The organism is Spirosoma foliorum (assembly GCF_014117325.1).
Classification (GTDB): Bacteria; Bacteroidota; Bacteroidia; order Cytophagales; family Spirosomataceae; genus Spirosoma; species Spirosoma foliorum.
This window is the reverse complement of record NZ_CP059732.1, coordinates 3,376,392-3,393,177: the sequence shown is the minus strand read 5'-3', so window position 1 is coordinate 3,393,177 and position 16,786 is coordinate 3,376,392. Positions and strand designations below refer to the sequence as shown.

Below are 16,786 nucleotides of genomic sequence, written 5' to 3'. Positions count from 1 at the left end.
ACGACTATTGACTGACAATTTTTTATGACTTTAGAGTCTCTCCGTAACGACATTGATGCCCTCGATGATCAACTGCTGACATTGCTCAATCAGCGGATGGAACTGGTACGTCGGGTGGGCGAATTAAAGCGCTCGACCAATGCTGTTATTTATCGACCCGAACGCGAAAAGCAAATTATTGACCGCTTACATGAGCAGAATAATGGTTTATTGAACCGGCCTGCCATTGAAGCGATCTTTTTGGAAATTTTTGCCGTATCCCGCAATCTGGAACTCCCCGAACGAGTGGCTTATCTGGGGCCAGAAGGTAGCTTTACCCATCAGGCTGCCGAAAGTCGTTTTGGGGCCATGAGTACCTATATGGCGTTGCCAAGCATTCGGTCAGTATTCGAAAGTGTCGAAACGGGCAGGGTGCGCTTCGGGGTTGTGCCCATTGAGAATAATCAGGAGGGTGTTGTTGAGGAAGCGATTGATTTGCTCCTCGAAAAAGACCTGCGTATTGTTGCGGAAATTAAGATTCCTGTACATTTTACGTTTGCTACACAGGCCGAAAGCCTAGCCGATATTACCCATATTTATTCGAAAGACATCGCGTTTAGACAGTGCAGCCAGTTTTTGAATGACTATTTCGACGGATTGAAAGCGGAGCTTGTGCCTGTTGAATCAACATCGAAAGCGGCAAAACTGGCTTCACAGCATCCTCATACAGCGGCTGTGTGTTCAGGTATTGCTGCCAAGTTATTCGATGTGCCTGTCTTGTTCGACAACATCGAAGACAGTGACCTCAATCGGACACGTTTCCTGATTCTGGCAAAAGATTTTGTGAACCAGCCGAGCGGCCATGATAAGACCACGCTCATTGCCCGATTACCGAATACGCAATCGCCGGGTGTATTGGCCGAATTTCTTCAGGAGTTCAACTCTCGAAATATTAACCTGACTAAAATTGAAAGTCGTCCGTTACGGGAAGGAGCAACCTTCAAGTATTGGTTTCTGCTCGAATGCGAGGGGCACGCCAATGACCCTGATTTACAGGAAATCCTGAATCATCATGCTGCCGAAGTAAAACTCCTGGGAAGTTACGTTCGGGTTTCTTAATTGTCTTATCAATAGACGAATATAAGAATGCATATGGGCACCTCTCTGAACTGGAGGGGTGTTTTTTGTAGCCTACTATCTGGTTAGTAACCGGTAAAAAATAGGGCGTTAGACCGTTAACTTTTTGGCGAAAAAATAGCTTATAGAGGTATGGAAGCGAACGAAAAAACCGATCGAATTATCGATGCCCGTATGAAACTCAAACGTAGGTTTGAGGAAAAAATGGCCATGACCCCTTCCTTGACGGATGAAAAGCCACGTGGCTCAGGTCCGGTGAATCGTCATGGTATGCCAGCAATTCCAGTAGGACAGACGGTCACGACCAAATGGCCTGTATTGGACCTGGGGTATCAACCAAGTATTCCGCTCGATAAGTGGCAGCTTAATATAGATGGCGAAGTGAATCATCCAATCCGGCTTAAATGGGAGGATTTGATGGCCTTGCCACAGGTAGAAGATACAAGCGATTTTCATTGCGTTACGACATGGTCGCGGTTGGATATTCCCTGGGTCGGCGTACGTTTTATGGACCTGGCTGCCTTAGTCGATCCCAAAGGGTTGGCTACCCACATCATGTGTTATGGGTATGATGGCTATTCCACGAATGTTTCGCTTGAAGAGGCTCTCAAACCCGATGTTCTGCTGGTTCATACCGCCGACGGGCAACCGTTGTCGCGCGAGCACGGTGGACCCCTTCGCATGATAACACCGCAATTGTATGCCTGGAAAGGCTCTAAGTGGATAAAACGGATTGAATTCCTGGCTAAAGATCAGCTTGGTTTTTGGGAGGAACGTGGCTACTCGAATACGGCCTATCCGTGGCGTAATGATCGGTATTCGTGAGATTATTATGTGTTGTGAAATGGATGCGACCCCGATGGGGTCAAATGTTTATAGTAAAATTTAGCTCTATAAACATTTGGCCCCATCGGGGTCGTACATTGTGTAGGTAATTGAAACCAATTTTTTGTGCTACTTAGCCACTAACTCAAGCAGCAACTCCGGCTCATTGGTGGTAATGTAATCGATTTTCTGATCCAGAAACCATTGAAGGGTTGAGCGGTCGTTTACTGTCCAGGCGTTTGTGGTCAAATGGCGTTGTTTGGCGTCCTGCAACCAGGTTTCGTTCTTTTTCAGAACCGAGAAATGATAATCAAAACCCGTCAGTTTATCCGCTGCTAGTTGCTCCGGCGATTTATCGCCATTGAGGTAGGAAACCTGCGCTACAGGATCTAAAGCCTTCACTTTTTTACAGACATCGTAATCGAAGGCAATATAATCGACCCAAGCCTGTGCCTTTAACTGATGAACCATGTTGACCACCCGCTCAGTCAAGGCCATCGACCGTCCTGTTTTTGAGGTTTTTATCTCTAGAACCAGCCGGGTTCGATTCTGCTTCATGCCTTCCCGCAAGTACGACTCTAACGTTGGCAAAGGCTCCCCATTGCTTAGCTTAAGTTTCGCTAAATCAGCGGCAGATGTCTTCTCGATCTCAACGCCATCCATTGCTGGATCGTGATGGATAAACATGACTGAATCGGAGGACATGTGCACATCAAACTCACTCCCCATGCAGCCTAACTTGACCGCGTTGTTTAACGAGGTCAGAGAATTTTCGGTTGTACCACTTTGCTTCCAGGCACCACGATGGGCAATTACTTGATTTCGAATAAATTCATCCTTGACCAGCCGAAAGGTATCTCGTAGTGTCCCTTTGGCACTCTGACCTTCAACAATCAGATCATACCAATGTTCTGAAGACTTAGTTGCCGCCGATTTGATTGATAACTGATTCGCTTTGTTTACGCTAAATAAAGCCGCATTCGGCCCGCGTAGAGTAAATCGGCTGATTGGCTCTTTTGACTGAATCGTGCCAATAACCAACTGGGTTGGCGAATAGGTATAATTAGAAAGTGACAGGACTGATTGAGCCACGCTGACTGCAGCTCCGTAGTAAGCCATGAAAGCGATGCCAATTAGCTGAAGGAGCGTTTTTTTCATGAGTTGAGATGTCGAACGAGTCGCGGGTTTACGCTTTTTTGCCTTCTTCAATAAATCCATAGCAGAGCATATGGCAGATTGTCATCTGGGCATCTTCAACCCGGCCATAATGTTCATCCTGAATTGTAATCGACTCATGGGCTATTTCGGCTAATTTACCCCCTTTGCCTCCTACAAGAGCGATGGTTGTCAAGCCGTTGTCATTAGCCCATTGAACAGCCTTTACCACATTGGGCGAATTGCCGCTCACACTGAGCGTTAATACCAGATCGCCGGGACGGGCGTAGTTCTGGAGCTGACGAAGGTAAATGTCTTCGTAGGCGTAATCGTTGCCCAGCGCTGTAATCCACGAAACACTTTCGTTTAGCGAGGTGCACCGAAAGCGTTTCCCCATCGTATCGGAGGCACTTTTGCCGAGGTCGGTGATAAAGTGCGACACATTGGAAGCACTACCGCCATTTCCGAAAGCAAACAATTGCCGATCGTCTTCCCAGCATTGTTTAATGAGGTTGATGAGGTGTTCTACCCGATCAATGGGTATTGCGTCGTAGGCTGCTTTCTGACGATCCAGGTAATTTTTGAAATAAGTCTGATTCATGAGTAAAGGAATAATTAATGATTAATGATTAATGATTAATGATGAATGATGAATGATGAATGATGAATGATGAATGATGAATGATGAATGATAAATGATGAATGCTCAACATCTTTGGAGCATTCATCATTTATCATTCATCATTAATTCTAAAGCCCCAACAGGTACTGCATCTTCACCTAGTTTGGCTAGTAAGACGATGGATGGAGGCTGGAATGATTTCATAACAAAGCGAGGGAGAGCCTGTCGGACAGCCGCCCGCAAGGGCTCGCCAATGAGTGAAATACCCCCACCTAATACAATGGCATCGGGGTGAAACAAGTGGATTACGTGCGAAAGGGCGAGGGCCACCACCGACCCAATCTGCTCAATGAGCATTCGGGCAACGGGATCGCTGGCTTCGTAAGCGGGGTGTAGAAACCGGGCTTCTTTACCTTGATCGCCATTGGCATGAGCTTTCTGAACGGCTATTTTTAAGGCCGAATCATCGGGAAGCTGAGGGAGTAGGTCGCGAATTTGTTTGTCGACGGCCCAACCCGATACGGTTTGCTCAACAGTTTGCCCCGGTGATGAATCGCCGGGTGGAACGAGCCATAAATGACCAATTTCGGCTTCGCCGGGCAACGCGCCGTGATATAAGTGCCGATCTACGACCATACCTCCACCAACGCCACTGCCCAGCGTAACATAGAAAACACGATCGAAGCCGGTAGCTACACCGCGACGGGCTTCTCCAAGCGCGGCTACATTGGCGTCGTTTTCAATGCGTACCAATGCCCCCGGTGCCTGCTCCCGAAGCCAGCTGGCTAGGTTAAAACCTGACCAGCCTGCAATTTGATGAGAAGTCGCAATTTTACCCGTTTGCCAATCGACAGGGCCGCCAAAGCCTACGCCAATTGACTGAGGAGTTTCGGGAAGTTGCTGGATAGTGCTTGCAATTTGCGTCAGAATACCTTCTGCACCCTGTGCCGGGTCAATTGCGAATCGAAAACGTTGGTTAATTTGGCCAGTTATGTCGCCTGTCACCAATTGTAATTTCGTGCCGCCAATTTCAATACCAAGATTCATGCGGCAAAGATAATCGGTTGTTTCAGGTTTCAAGTTCCATATTTATGAACAAAGCACGCCTTGAAACAATAAAAACTTAACTAGATATTATCCTTTTTTCATGGTTGCCCGACCCAGATAGATTTCATCACCTTTGAGCGAAATCGTTGTGTAAAAATTGTAGCCGTTCTGTACATAGCGAACCATAACCTGGTTCGTTTGGCCAGATCGGGCGTAGGCTTTCGTAGCTGCCACCAGAATCTGGTCTCCATTGACAATGGCTCGTACAAAGGGCAAATCATGCGTTTTTAACTGATTGGCATTGTATTTCAACCACGTTTGCCCACTGTCATACGAACATTCAGTTGCTTCATTAAGATACGTTTCCCGACCATTGAACAAGTCGCCGTGATGCTTGAAGAGCCGCCAGAGTCCATGAACATAGTGTTCATAGCAGGCATAATTCCGATCATTGCCGAGTCCTTTCTGATTTGGATCAGTAGGAGAGGGCTGATCGGGGACAAGGTCATTCTGATCGTCCCAGAACAGCACACCATAAGCACCGGTGAACCAGTAAAAAATGCCCATTCCTTCGGCCACAGCAGGCGGAGCAGCATGTTCGGCCTTGCCACTATTCGGAAGTTCGCTTTGAGTGTTGAACAACCAATGCCAGGCAATACGCTTTTTGGGTGAAAGTTTCATGTTGACCTCCTGCTCACCTAGCAAAGCCGCCAACCAATGCCGATCATTGTCGTCGGTGTGCTTGATGGTATAATCAAAGTCAGGGTAAACGTAATATGTGCCAGGCATCTGAAAGTCAGCATAATCACCGAAAGATTTTCCCAGAATATCATCGGACATACCTCGTTGCCGACTGGTTGCTGTATGCTGAGCCGGTGTTGTCCAGAGCCATTCCGGTCCCGCTTTATAATCTTCGGCTCGTGAATAGCCTACGCTGTTATGCAGCACGGGAGCAATAGAGCCAACCAACGTTTGTGGACTGGAGTTTTCCTTGATCGTTTTGATCATGTAAGTGTATAGATTTGCCTGCTCCTGCCGATTACTCATATTGGCCCCATCATTTTCAATATCCAGCACGATTAGCCCATACGTACTCTTCCAGGCAGCGGGGCAATCCCCGAAATTTGAACAACTTCCCTGTAACTCCGAAGATGCCTGAAAAAGCGTGTTCCGATTGAGTGGAGCTGATGGGTTCGCCCGATTAGGTAGTACTCGATAAATGGTTTCATTGGCCTTATCGCTATTCTGCGCCCAGGCCAAACCGAACGCATCCCGGAAATAGTTCTGATAAATAATCCAGGTTCGTTGGCTAAAATTAAGGGCACTTTTCCAGCCTTTAGCCGGAAAACCATCCCGCCAGATTTCAACATTGGGGACCATCCGGCTCGACTCGACCGCCGAAAAGCCACGCCGGAAAATTTTCGACCGATCTTGCTGTACGTGCAGATTCCGACCAGCTCCACAGAACGTGAGGGTTTTCGTGCTGGGCAGGGTAAAATCACTCACAATATCCAGACTATAATACCCTTTTCGGGTACTTGGTGTGAAGCGGGAGCGCGGTGTTGCAATTAGTTGTGTTGGAGCAGGCAAAGCTCCCTGTAGTTTTATGGCGGCCGGTTCTGGCAAAGCCGGACGTGAAAACCAATAGCCTACACCGGCCAGACCAGCCGTTAAACCTAAGAGAAGCAGTTTCATATTGAGTTTCAAGGAGCTAAAAGGATATCAGGGCTGCGTATCATTACACAACCCCCTGATTTTTGCGGTTAGTAATCTTCCAAAGTAGATTCTCGGGTTCGCCCGCGCGGTTGATTCTATCGGATTTTATTGACGATATTCTGCTGATAATCAGTAGCTAAACCATCAACTAGGATCTAAAGAATCTCTAGAATTTACTTTGGACAAGTACTAGTTCTATTCCTGATCAATATACCGTTTCGTGATCGGCTGATAAGAGTCGATGCGCCGGTCGCGGAGATATGGCCAGGTAGTACGGTATTTTTCCGATAATGCCAGATCAATGGTTTGTACGTGCACCAGTTCCTGATCGTGAGGAGCCAGATACAGCAATGACCCAAACGGATTAGTAACGAACGACCCCCCCCAGAATTGCTGATCAGCTTCGCGTCCAACCCGGTTTACCGAGACGACATGGACGCCATTGGCAATAGAATGACTGCGTTGAATCGTTTGCCAGGCATTGTACTGCTCTTCGTTTTGCTTAGGATCGGGTTCGTTCGTATCCCAACCAATAGCCGTCGGGTAGAAGAGAATTTCGGCACCCATTAAAGCTGTGATGCGAGCGGCTTCCGGATACCACTGATCCCAGCAGATAAGTACGCCAATCCGGGCAAATTTTGTATCGAAAACCTTATAACCCAAATCGCCGGGCGTAAAGTAAAATTTCTCGTAGTAACCTGGATCGTCGGGAATATGCATCTTCCGATATTTCCCTAAATAAGATCCGTCTGCATCCAGAACGGCCGTTGTGTTGTGGTATAAACCATGCGCCCGCTTTTCAAAAAGAGACGCTATAATGACGACACCTAATTCACCCGCTAATGCGCCTAAACGGTCGGTTGTTGGACCGGGAATGGCTTCGGCTAAACTGAAATTATGGTGATCTTCGACATCGCAGAAATAAAGAGAGGTGAATAATTCCTGCAAACAAACAATCTGAGCCCCTTTTTTGAGCGGCTTCACGAATGCCATTGATGGCTTTCTGAATGTTGGCCTCGACATCTGCCGAGCAACTCATTTGCACTAAACCGATATTGACGTTCTTAGACATGGGGCAAAAATAGGGTGTTCTTTATGAACAGACCCCATTGGCAACAAAAAGCTTATCGGGCGGGTTCGGAGCCGGTTTCAAGGTCAAGGTTCAAAGTTTCAGGTTTCAGGTTTGAAGTCTGGCAACTGTCCACGAACTTTAAAGCTGAAACTTTGAACCCGAAACAAAAATGACGTCGCGCCGAACCTTCTTAAATACCACTATTCTCACGGGAATAACCGCTTCTATTTCGCCCAATACACTGCTTTCGGCAACTCGACCAGCTAAAGATCGTCTTGGGGTTGCGTTAGTTGGGCTGGGTTATTACAGCACTGATTTGCTGGCCCCTGCTTTACAGAAAACAAAGAATTGTTACCTGGCTGGTATTGTGACGGGAACTCCCGAAAAGGCTGAGAAGTGGAAAAAGCAGTACAACATTCTCGATAAGAATATCTACAACTACCAGAACTTCGATCAGATCGCCAACAATCCTGATATCGATGTTGTGTATGTGGTATTGCCGCCGTCTATGCACGAAGAGTATGTGGTGCGGGCAGCGAAAGCGGGCAAGCATGTGTGGTGCGAAAAGCCGATGGCTGTAACAGCAAAAGAATGTCAGAATATGATTGATTCCTGTGCGAAAAATAAGGTGTCGCTGTCGATTGGTTATCGATTGCAGCATGAGCCTAATACGCAGGAATGGACAAAGGAGCTTCGGGCTGGTAAAATCGGTAAGATATTGATGGTCAGTTGTTCGGCAGGCTATTATGATAATCGGACTACCCATTGGAAGCAGAAAAAAGAAATGGGCGGGGGCGTAATGTACGATATGGGTGTATATGTGCTACAGGGAGCCAGGCTGGCCACTGGCGAGGAACCTATTGCGGTTACGGCTCAGCAGTATACCTCACGTCCTGATGTCTATAAAAATGGTCTGGACGAAACGTCGATGGCGCAACTTATTTTTCCGAGTGGAGCACGGGCTGCTGTTCAGACGAGTTATGGCATGAATATGAATTTCTTGAATGTAACAGGCTCAAAAGGTACCCTGATGATGGAACCTTATTCGGCCTATAATGGACAGAAAGGAATCTGGAGTAACGGAGGAAAGATCGAACATCCCTATGAGGTGCCCTGGCAGCAAACAAAGCAAATGGACGACGATGCCAAAGCGATTATGAACAAGAAACCGATGCTGGCACCCGGCGAAGAGGGTCTTCGCGATATTAAAATTGTTGAAGCGATCTACCAGGCTGCGCGAACGGGCAAAGAAGTGAAAATAGTTTAAGCTATGTATGTTTCAAGTTTAATGTTCCATGTTTCTTAATTTTGGCATAACGAACTGAAACATGGAACATTAAACCTGATACTATTGGATTTGTATGCTAATTGTGTTTTAGTTGGAATATATAAAGTCGGTTGGTGTGTTTGGAGGAGCGTATGCTTTTCGCTTATTTCGCCTGTCAACCCCGTTTGCCCATGCAACCCGCCGATTTTACCCGCCTACCCGCCGAGCAACAACTCGACACCTTGTATTTCACTGGCGACATTCTCGCTAATCGTTACGAAGGTGAGAATATCTTTCTCCTATACAATCTACAGGATTTCTACGTCGAACTCCGGTATGATGCCTACAACAACAAGCTTCATCAGGTTAGTGCTTTTAAGGATACCACTAAATTGGAACCGTATCTTCCCTATTTATCGGTTTAGGTATTAAGCCTTGTTGGTGGTGTCAATTTCTTATTTCGATCGCGTAGCGATCCAATGTTTATAGAAAATGAGCGCCCCCCCTTTGCCTTGGTCGCGTAGCGACCGAATTAAGTCCAAGTCCGATCGCTACGCGACCAAAAAAAGGAGTAGGAGTTCCCTTTTTTCTACAAACATTCGATACCTAACGGCATCACTAGAAATGTGTGTATACTCTAGGTGCGGAAACAGATCGAGGTTTCGGATACAGGCGCACGAAACGATAGCCGCCGAATTGGGGTAACTTTACGCTGTGGAGAAAACGGAAATCAATTTTGGCTTTGTTGTTGGCACAACCAGTCTGGCCTTCGTAGTCTCTCAACTGGACGTATCTATCGTAAACGTGGCTTTACCCCAGATTGGTAAGTCATTAACCGCCGATGTCAGCACGCTCCAATGGATTATTGATTCCTATACAATTGCGTTTGCCGTGCTGATGCTATCGGCCGGTGGTATGAGCGACCTCTTCGGGTCGAAACGGCTTTTTCAGGCAGGCCTTCTCGTTTTTGGCGTCGCTTCTATTGGTTGCGGACTTGCCTGGAGTTCGCTTGCGCTCATTGGTTTTCGGGCAGTTCAGGGCATGGGGTCGGCTATTATGATTCCAAGTTCCCTATCCATTTTAAATCATACATTTTCTGAAGAACCTAAGCAGCGTGCCCGAGCGGTTGCCCTTTGGACGGCGGCTGGTGGCGTATCCATTGCTGCAGGGCCGGTTTTGGGTGGTTTGCTTATGCAACTTAGTAGCTGGCGAATGATTTTTCTGGTCAATATTCCAATCTGCCTGATTGGTATTCTTTGTAGTACAAAACTGATGGAGAGTACTAAAAACGGCAAAAGTGGGTTCGACATTCCAGGCCAGTTAATTTGGATGTTTGCCATTACAGCACTTATTGCTTCCATCATTGAGTGGCATCACTTGGGCCTTAAGTCCCCGCTGATTTATGGCGGCATTATTGTCAGCGCTATACTGTTCGTCTTATTTATTTGGCGAGAAAAAATGGCCAAATCACCAATTTTACCACTCGATTTGTTTAACTCGACCAATTTTAACGTACTGATTGGGGTAGGTGTACTCTTTAATTGCACCTATTATGGAACGGTATTTATTCTGAGTCTTTATCTTCAAAATGTTTTAGGGTACTCGAGCCTTACTGCCGGAATGGCATTTTTACCGCTAACAGCTGGCTTTATAATTTCTAACCTGACTAGTGGAAAACTGATGCAGACCTATGGCATTCGTGTCCCCATTTTAGTTGGCTTACTCGTTTTCTCAATAGGGTGTGGCCTTCTGCTGGTCGCTAAGCCTATAACACCGTACTGGCAATTGCTATTCCCTTTTTTAGCCTTGCCGCTGGGAATGGGTCTGGCGGTTCCGGCCATGACAACCGGCACCTTGGCCACCGTTGATCGTAGTCGTTCGGGTATTGCTTCGGCTGTGCTGAACACTACCCGGCAAACGGCAGGGGCCATTGGTGTAGCCGTGTTTGGCGCTATGGCAACGGGTGGCCCTGCGGCCATTGTTCAGGCAATTATAACCAGTTCAATTAGCTCAGCGGTGTGTGTATTGCTGTATACCTGCTTTGTATTTAAGTACCTCAAGAATAATTAAATGAGTTGGAGACGGCTCTGATTAGAAACGAAGGGATTTGGGGGATTTATACGGAAAGATTCTTCTAACAGCACTCGCTTTAAAAATGAGCACACAAGCCGATTCCTGGCAGACCCGCGCCGAAGTATTTCAGAAACTTCACCAACGAACAGGGATTTTCGTCGTTCCTAACCCCTGGGATGCGGGCTCGGCACGAGTGCTGGAAAGTCTGGGCTTTGAAGCGCTGGCAACAACAAGTGCTGGTCTAGCCTACGGCCTTGGAAAACCAGATGGACATGCTTCCATAACTCGGGAAGAAACTCTACAGAACGCCCAAAGTATCGTTAGAGCAACTCGGTTACCCGTAGCTGCCGATTTGGAAAATGGCTATGGTGACTCTCCATCTAGCTGTGCTGATATGATTCTATTGGCTGCTGGGGTAGGACTTTCTGGCGGTTCCATTGAAGATGCGACTGGCAGACCCAGCGATCCAATTTATCCCTTCGATCTGGCTGTTGAGCGAGTTAAGGCTGCTGTTGAAGCTGCGCGAAGTTTATCCTATCCATTTACATTGACGGCAAGAGCCGAGAATTTGATTTATGGTCGGCCTGATCTTGCCGATACAATCAGGCGTCTGGAAGCCTTTGCCGATGCGGGCGCTGATGTGCTTTTTGCGCCCGGTTTAAAAAGTAAAGAAGAGATTCAGGCCGTTGTGAAGGCAGTACACCCGTGCCCTGTAAACGTGATTATGGGCCTGTCTGGTAGTAATTTTTCGCTGGAGCAACTCGCCGAATTAGGGGTTAAACGTGTGAGTGTAGGTTCGTCATTGGCTCGGGCAGCTTATGGAGCACTTTTCCGGGCGGCCGAGGAAATTCAACAAAAAGGCACGTTCAGCTATGCTAATGAAGCGAAATCCTATGCCTACATGAATAGCCTGTTTACAAACGACGCACAGAAGGGCTAACACTAATTTAGCAACTGCTTCTTAAATTGATTTGGACTTACGCCCGTTTCTTTCTTAAAAAGCCTCGAAAAGTACGGTAGATTTTCGAACCCTAATGTATAGGCAATTTCGGATACGCGCTGATCTTCGCCTTTTAAACGATTTTTTGCCTCGTTGATCAAGTGAATATGAATCAGCTCAATGGCTGTTTTACCCGTTTCCTGTTTCAATAAGTCGCTTAAATAACGGACCGATAGATTAAGTTGAGACGCTACGGCATGTACGGTTGGGAGGCCATTCGTTTGGAGAAGGCCCTTCTTTGAATAGCTCGTTAAGATATCGTTGAACCTGGAAACCGTGTTGCCCGACAACTCAGTTCTATTGATAAACTGACGTTTATAGAAGCGTTGAGAATACTTCAGGATAGAGTCAATATGGGTCAGAATGATGTCGCGACTATATTCATCGGTAATGTTGTTATACTCGGTTTCAATTTTTCGATAAAGATCCCAGATGATTGCTTCCTCTCTGGGCGATAGATGCAAAGCTTCATTCGTTTCGTAGTCGAAGAAACCATATCGGTTCATCTCATCATGTAGCGGAGAGCCTATTAGGAAGTCTTCGTGAATAAACAGATTGAAACCAGTTTCTTCAAATTGTAGGTCTTTAAATTCAATGACCTGACGAGGCTTTACAAATAATAACGAGCCATTCTCGTGGTCATACTTGGTGCGGCCATACTTAATAATCCCCGATTTCAGCTTTTTGAAACCGATCATGTAGAAATCGCTGGTAAAGGCTTCATCGCCCAGCGAACATTGACCATTACAGTCTATAAGGACAATCATCGGGTTTTCAGGTGGTGGAAAACCGTTGGATGTCAGGAAATGGCTCAAACTTTTATAATGCTTCATACTGGTAAAGATGTAACACAAATTACACCGGTAAAAGCGCAACTTGTGTTACAAATAGATGAAAAACTACGATTAATGACCATGTGCGGCTGTTGATACCTCGCTCCATTGATCCCATTCGGCTATACGTCCGGCATAAACCTGTTTGACCCAGGGAAGCGCTTTTTTGCCCAGAAACAACCGAAGTGGTGGATTTTTGGCATCAATCAATTGTAGGATCGCATCGGTCGTCGATTCTGGATAACCATAATCATCGTCGGTAGTGCTGGCCGCAAAAGCTGCTTTTACCCCTTCGTATTCCTGCATCGGTGCTGTATGAAAGGCAGAAGCGCCACCCCAATCTGTCGAGAATCCATTGGGTTCGATAAGCGATACGTGGATACCGAACGAACTTACCTCGGCCGCTAGTGATTCGCTCAAGCCCTCTACTGCATATTTGGAGGCATTGTAAAGGCCAAGTACTGGAAGCGTTACCACGCCTAATACACTGGATACCTGTACGATATGGCCATGACCTTGCTTCCGCATAACGGGTAAAACAGCTTGGGTTAGCCAGAGCAAACCAAAGAAATTGGTTTCGATCTGGTCACGAGCTTCTTGTTCGGTGGTCTCTTCAACACTGCCAAATAGGCCATAACCAGCATTGTTGATGAGTACGTCGATCTGGCCAAAATAGTCGGTTGCCTTTTGTATCGCAGCAAAATCGGCAGCCCGGTCATTGACGTCTAGTTTAATTGGGAGTATGGCGTCGCCATATTGATCAATTAGATCGCTAAGGGAATTTATATCACGAGCCGTAGCAACCACTTTATCTCCACGTTGTAAAAAGGCTTCGGCCCAGATTTTGCCAAAACCACGCGAAGCACCTGTAATGAAAATTGTCTTTGACATTGTTGTGTTGGTTTATTGTCAGGACAAAAGTAGCGGGTGGATCGCCGGAGAATTTATACGAAAGTAGGGAAGAGTGATACAGTTATACGGCACTCTGATCAATAGGATAAGGCAAGTTGAAAAAACTCTAACGGACTAATTCGGTTAACGTATGAGGAGCATGCAAGCCTGGAAATTTGGGTGATACTGTTTGCCAAAAGCCATCTGATTGTTCCTCATTATCTGAAAACAACCAACGTTATGAGCGAGAAAAATGTGAAAAAAGTAGCCAGAGTTTTTCTGGGTGGGGCGTTAATTTTTGCGGGAATCAGCCACTTGACGTTTGCCCGAAAAGCATTCAGAGCACAGGTTCCCGATTGGGTTCCACTGCAAAAAGACGATACAGTTGTCTATTCGGGCTTAGCTGAGATTGCGCTGGGTAGTAGTTTGGTGCTAACCGACGAAAAGCATCAGGAGGTTGTTGGGAAGGTGGCGGCCACGTTTTTTACGGCCGTTTTTCCTGGCAACATTTCGCAGTATACGAATGAGCGAAGTGCGTTTGGGTTAGATACCGACCTAAAGCGTTTTGTCCGCTTATTCTTCCAGCCTGTACTTATTGGCTGGGCATTGAAGAGTACAGAAACAAACTAAGTTAAAACCTATAAGGTCTTTAAGACCTTATAGGTTTGTAGTTAAAGTCATTTAAAGTGTTGATATTTAAATTCTATATTTGGTCAATTTAAGATTGACGCCTAACGAAAACTTAGTTCCAGACTTTAAAGTACTTGATGCCAATATCCATTGATTGATTATTCGCTCGAATGCCACCACGGTGCCCAAGGATAATACCGACCTTGCCGGTTTCTGCCGATTCTACGGTTTTGTTAAACAGAACTCTGCCATTAACACTCGCTTTTATGTGTTTGCCAAATCGTTCTACACGTAAAAGTTGATTATTCTCACTCGAAATCATACCGCCAAGGCCGAAGTCTTCTTTGTCATCCGTTTGAACGTATAGCGTATTGGGCGTTGCATAGGCGGCTTGATAGTGGGTTGGGTTCTGATTGCCATTGTCGTTAGCGCCCCAGAAAATACCTGTGTAAGCATCACCACCCCAGTTGCCCAACTGAATTTCGGCTATGAAATCTCCGTACCTATCTTTCGAGCGAATAAAATAATCCTGTTGATTTTGGCGAGGGTAAATAATGCCTGAAAAATGCAATTCATTTTTCTCGAATTGAAAATAAGAAGTGTTTTGGTCTTTAAGATCGAGTTTTTCGAACCGATTTTGGGCGAAGTTCTCCTCAATAACCAGTTTCATCGATCCTTTTTTAGTTTCAATTTCTTTCTCAAAAACAGCTTGCCCCTTGGCAATTGCAGCCTGTTTCTTTTCATCCTCAATTTTTTGAGCTGCGTCCAGGGCTCTTTTTCTCTGTAGGGCAGCTACATTTTCTGGTTTGTTTGCCCATTGAACGAACAGATAACCCAGGAGAAAAATAGACAGAATAGCGATGATGAAAAATTTCATGGTAAGACAGATCAGTTAGTTAAACAGCGAATGGATGTAAGTTCAGTAACACTCTACTTTCAGACAGGCCATTACGGATTTTGAGATTCCTTTCAATTTTTCGCAGGCATAATCGCCTTCCGATAAGGCAATCATTTTCCAATTGCCCTTACTTAGTTTCAGTACTTGGCCTGCTCCCTGAGAAGTCTTGTGCTTCTCTTTATCCAACAGGTTTATACTAACCTCGGCATAGTCACCACAGATTCCACCCCCAGAAATCTGGGTCTTTCGCTGACTAATGATCTTGCCTGATTTAAGCTCGGCCGTGTATTCTACTTTCCCGATTTTAACTAAAAGAAATGTATCGCCCTCAGAGTGGAAATTAGGCTGATTAGCCTCTTCGACAAGGTGTGTTATCAAGGACTTTTTCTTTGGGGGCTGCGCATGCGCTGTATGAAAGCCTAGCGACAGCTGGAAAAGCAGACTTGCAATAACTGCAGAGACAATAGAGTTCATTTCGCTTCGAATTCGGGTGAATCCATAGTTGTTATGGAATCGGAACTCAAAGCTACTAGCTGCGGAAAGATCTAATATGTCAACTCCACAGGTGGTAGGGTTGGCTTTGTAAATGGCAGTAAGGTGGGTAAATCTGGTTACAAACTTGAGCTAAATCCGAACTTTTTGCCGAATCTGTTCAAGCCATATAGCCCGGCCTTCGCAATTCCAGTGAGTATCGCTTTTCAGATAGGGCGATGGCGTTGCGCGTTTGAACAAATCGTATGTGTCAATATAAGGGACGACCAATTTAGGGTTGTTCTGTACTCGTTCAATCAGGTGATTGTAGTCACTGCGATTCGTTTCCAGAATGCTGGCCTTGTTCGGAATAATGGACAAATACACCTCATCGAACCCTAACTGCCGATAGCGGCTAGCGACCGCATTTACACTGTCGACAAGTGTGTTCACTTCCTGATCGCTCAGTTCCGAAAACGAAGAAAGAAGTTTCTGGGTGGTATCTGTGTCCATTTTAAGAAACAGATTCTGCTTGTCTTTCGATAAACTCACTTTTGAGTTCGTCCGATTGAACCAGTTGAGTGTTAGACTCGCTTTAAGCTCTTTAAACCAAAAAGCCCAGTTCTGACTAAACAAGGTCGATTCAAGGCGTTCTTCTATATCCGTCCGGTGAAGATCATCTGAAATCCGCTTGCGAAGCGACGGTTTGGTTTGACCTAGTTGGGTAGTATCTTTTTCAACAATAAATTCGATGATTGGAATAGCCAGATGTTCGCGAAAATGACGTTCAACCGTTTCAATGATCAACACATTCCGTTTGTCTGGATTGAGCTGTATGCGTTGTTGGTTGTACCAGGCAACCCGCTGAAAAAGACTCACCTGAAAATCCGATTCACTCAGTCGCTGAGGTTCCGTAAAACTGTCGCCAATGAGGTATAGTTGGGTCGATGCAGTATCGCTTGATCGATGCGATGGAGCGCAGTCGGGCTGGGCCATTTTAAATTGTGGCAATGCCGAAAGACGGTATAAATCTCCAAATCGATAATCGTCGGCAATGAACCCAATTTCATAAAGCCAATGCGATATTGTGCTCGAGAGGCCACCTCCCCATAGGACGAGTGCAAATAGTAAGATAGTGTAGCGAAAAAAACGCATAAGGTTTTGGGCAAA

At 46.0% G+C, this 16,786-nt stretch carries 16 protein-coding genes and 1 pseudogene; 7 read left to right on the top strand and 10 right to left on the bottom strand.

Annotated elements, in window-relative coordinates; genetic code table 11:
* Positions 1 to 24: 24 nt before the first annotated feature.
* The gene (pheA, locus tag H3H32_RS14205) at positions 25 to 1,098 is read left to right on the top strand and encodes a prephenate dehydratase (protein ID WP_182463333.1); all 1,074 of its coding nucleotides are present in this window, start codon (positions 25 to 27) and stop codon (positions 1,096 to 1,098) included.
* A 150-nt stretch (positions 1,099 to 1,248) separates the two neighbouring features.
* Complete coding sequence (locus tag H3H32_RS14200) at positions 1,249 to 1,941, top strand: sulfite oxidase-like oxidoreductase (RefSeq protein WP_182463332.1); 693 nt, start codon at positions 1,249 to 1,251, stop codon at positions 1,939 to 1,941.
* A 129-nt stretch (positions 1,942 to 2,070) separates the two neighbouring features.
* On the opposite strand, the gene H3H32_RS14195 is transcribed toward H3H32_RS14200, so the two are convergent.
* From H3H32_RS14195 to H3H32_RS14175, 5 genes and pseudogenes are all read right to left on the bottom strand, one after another.
* A complete protein-coding gene (locus H3H32_RS14195; protein ID WP_182463331.1) occupies positions 2,071 to 3,099 on the bottom strand; it encodes a glycerophosphodiester phosphodiesterase in 1,029 nt (342 codons plus the stop codon).
* Positions 3,100 to 3,127: 28 nt separating this feature from the next.
* Complete coding sequence (locus H3H32_RS14190) at positions 3,128 to 3,697, bottom strand: D-sedoheptulose-7-phosphate isomerase (RefSeq protein ID WP_182463330.1); 570 nt, start codon at positions 3,695 to 3,697, stop codon at positions 3,128 to 3,130.
* Between the two features lie 126 nt (positions 3,698 to 3,823).
* Complete coding sequence (locus H3H32_RS14185) at positions 3,824 to 4,765, bottom strand: ROK family protein (protein ID WP_182463329.1); 942 nt, start codon at positions 4,763 to 4,765, stop codon at positions 3,824 to 3,826.
* 87 nt (positions 4,766 to 4,852) lie between these two features.
* Complete coding sequence (locus H3H32_RS14180) at positions 4,853 to 6,460, bottom strand: hypothetical protein (RefSeq protein ID WP_182463328.1); 1,608 nt, start codon at positions 6,458 to 6,460, stop codon at positions 4,853 to 4,855.
* A 216-nt stretch (positions 6,461 to 6,676) separates the two neighbouring features.
* Positions 6,677 to 7,553 (bottom strand): annotated as a pseudogene (locus tag H3H32_RS14175) (carbon-nitrogen hydrolase).
* A gap of 169 nt (positions 7,554 to 7,722) precedes the next feature.
* Between H3H32_RS14175 and H3H32_RS14170 the strand changes: the two are divergent.
* From H3H32_RS14170 to H3H32_RS14155, 4 genes are all read left to right on the top strand, one after another.
* A complete protein-coding gene (locus tag H3H32_RS14170) occupies positions 7,723 to 8,820 on the top strand; it encodes a Gfo/Idh/MocA family protein (protein ID WP_182463327.1) in 1,098 nt (365 codons plus the stop codon).
* A 191-nt stretch (positions 8,821 to 9,011) separates the two neighbouring features.
* On the top strand, positions 9,012 to 9,245 hold the full coding sequence (locus H3H32_RS14165; protein ID WP_182463326.1) for a hypothetical protein: 234 nt from the start codon (positions 9,012 to 9,014) through the stop codon (positions 9,243 to 9,245).
* A 289-nt stretch (positions 9,246 to 9,534) separates the two neighbouring features.
* Positions 9,535 to 10,890, top strand: a complete 1,356-nt coding sequence (locus tag H3H32_RS14160) for an MFS transporter (protein ID WP_182463325.1) — start codon at positions 9,535 to 9,537, stop codon at positions 10,888 to 10,890.
* Positions 10,891 to 10,975: 85 nt separating this feature from the next.
* Positions 10,976 to 11,833 (top strand): isocitrate lyase/PEP mutase family protein, encoded by an 858-nt coding sequence (locus tag H3H32_RS14155; protein WP_182463324.1) that lies wholly within the window; start codon positions 10,976 to 10,978, stop codon positions 11,831 to 11,833.
* A 2-nt stretch (positions 11,834 to 11,835) separates the two neighbouring features.
* Here the strand turns inward: H3H32_RS14155 and H3H32_RS14150 are convergent, their stop codons facing one another.
* Together H3H32_RS14150 and H3H32_RS14145 are read right to left on the bottom strand one after the other, a co-directional pair.
* Positions 11,836 to 12,726 (bottom strand): helix-turn-helix domain-containing protein, encoded by an 891-nt coding sequence (locus H3H32_RS14150; RefSeq protein WP_182463323.1) that lies wholly within the window; start codon positions 12,724 to 12,726, stop codon positions 11,836 to 11,838.
* A gap of 72 nt (positions 12,727 to 12,798) precedes the next feature.
* Complete coding sequence (locus tag H3H32_RS14145; protein WP_182463322.1) at positions 12,799 to 13,617, bottom strand: SDR family NAD(P)-dependent oxidoreductase; 819 nt, start codon at positions 13,615 to 13,617, stop codon at positions 12,799 to 12,801.
* A gap of 240 nt (positions 13,618 to 13,857) precedes the next feature.
* Here H3H32_RS14145 and H3H32_RS14140 point away from each other — a divergent pair, with 240 nt between their 5' ends.
* On the top strand, positions 13,858 to 14,247 hold the full coding sequence (locus tag H3H32_RS14140; RefSeq protein WP_182463321.1) for a DoxX family protein: 390 nt from the start codon (positions 13,858 to 13,860) through the stop codon (positions 14,245 to 14,247).
* 112 nt (positions 14,248 to 14,359) lie between these two features.
* On the opposite strand, the gene H3H32_RS14135 is transcribed toward H3H32_RS14140, so the two are convergent.
* The 3 genes from H3H32_RS14135 to H3H32_RS14125 all read right to left on the bottom strand — a co-directional run bounded on the left by H3H32_RS14135 (position 14,360) and on the right by H3H32_RS14125 (position 16,771).
* Positions 14,360 to 15,124: a hypothetical protein gene (locus tag H3H32_RS14135; RefSeq protein ID WP_182463320.1), complete on the bottom strand. Its 765-nt coding sequence runs from the start codon at positions 15,122 to 15,124 to the stop codon at positions 14,360 to 14,362.
* A gap of 42 nt (positions 15,125 to 15,166) precedes the next feature.
* On the bottom strand, positions 15,167 to 15,619 hold the full coding sequence (locus H3H32_RS14130; protein ID WP_182463319.1) for a hypothetical protein: 453 nt from the start codon (positions 15,617 to 15,619) through the stop codon (positions 15,167 to 15,169).
* A 150-nt stretch (positions 15,620 to 15,769) separates the two neighbouring features.
* Positions 15,770 to 16,771, bottom strand: coding sequence for an alginate O-acetyltransferase AlgX-related protein (locus H3H32_RS14125; RefSeq protein ID WP_182463318.1), 1,002 nt, complete (start codon positions 16,769 to 16,771; stop codon positions 15,770 to 15,772).
* Positions 16,772 to 16,786 lie beyond the last annotated feature (15 nt).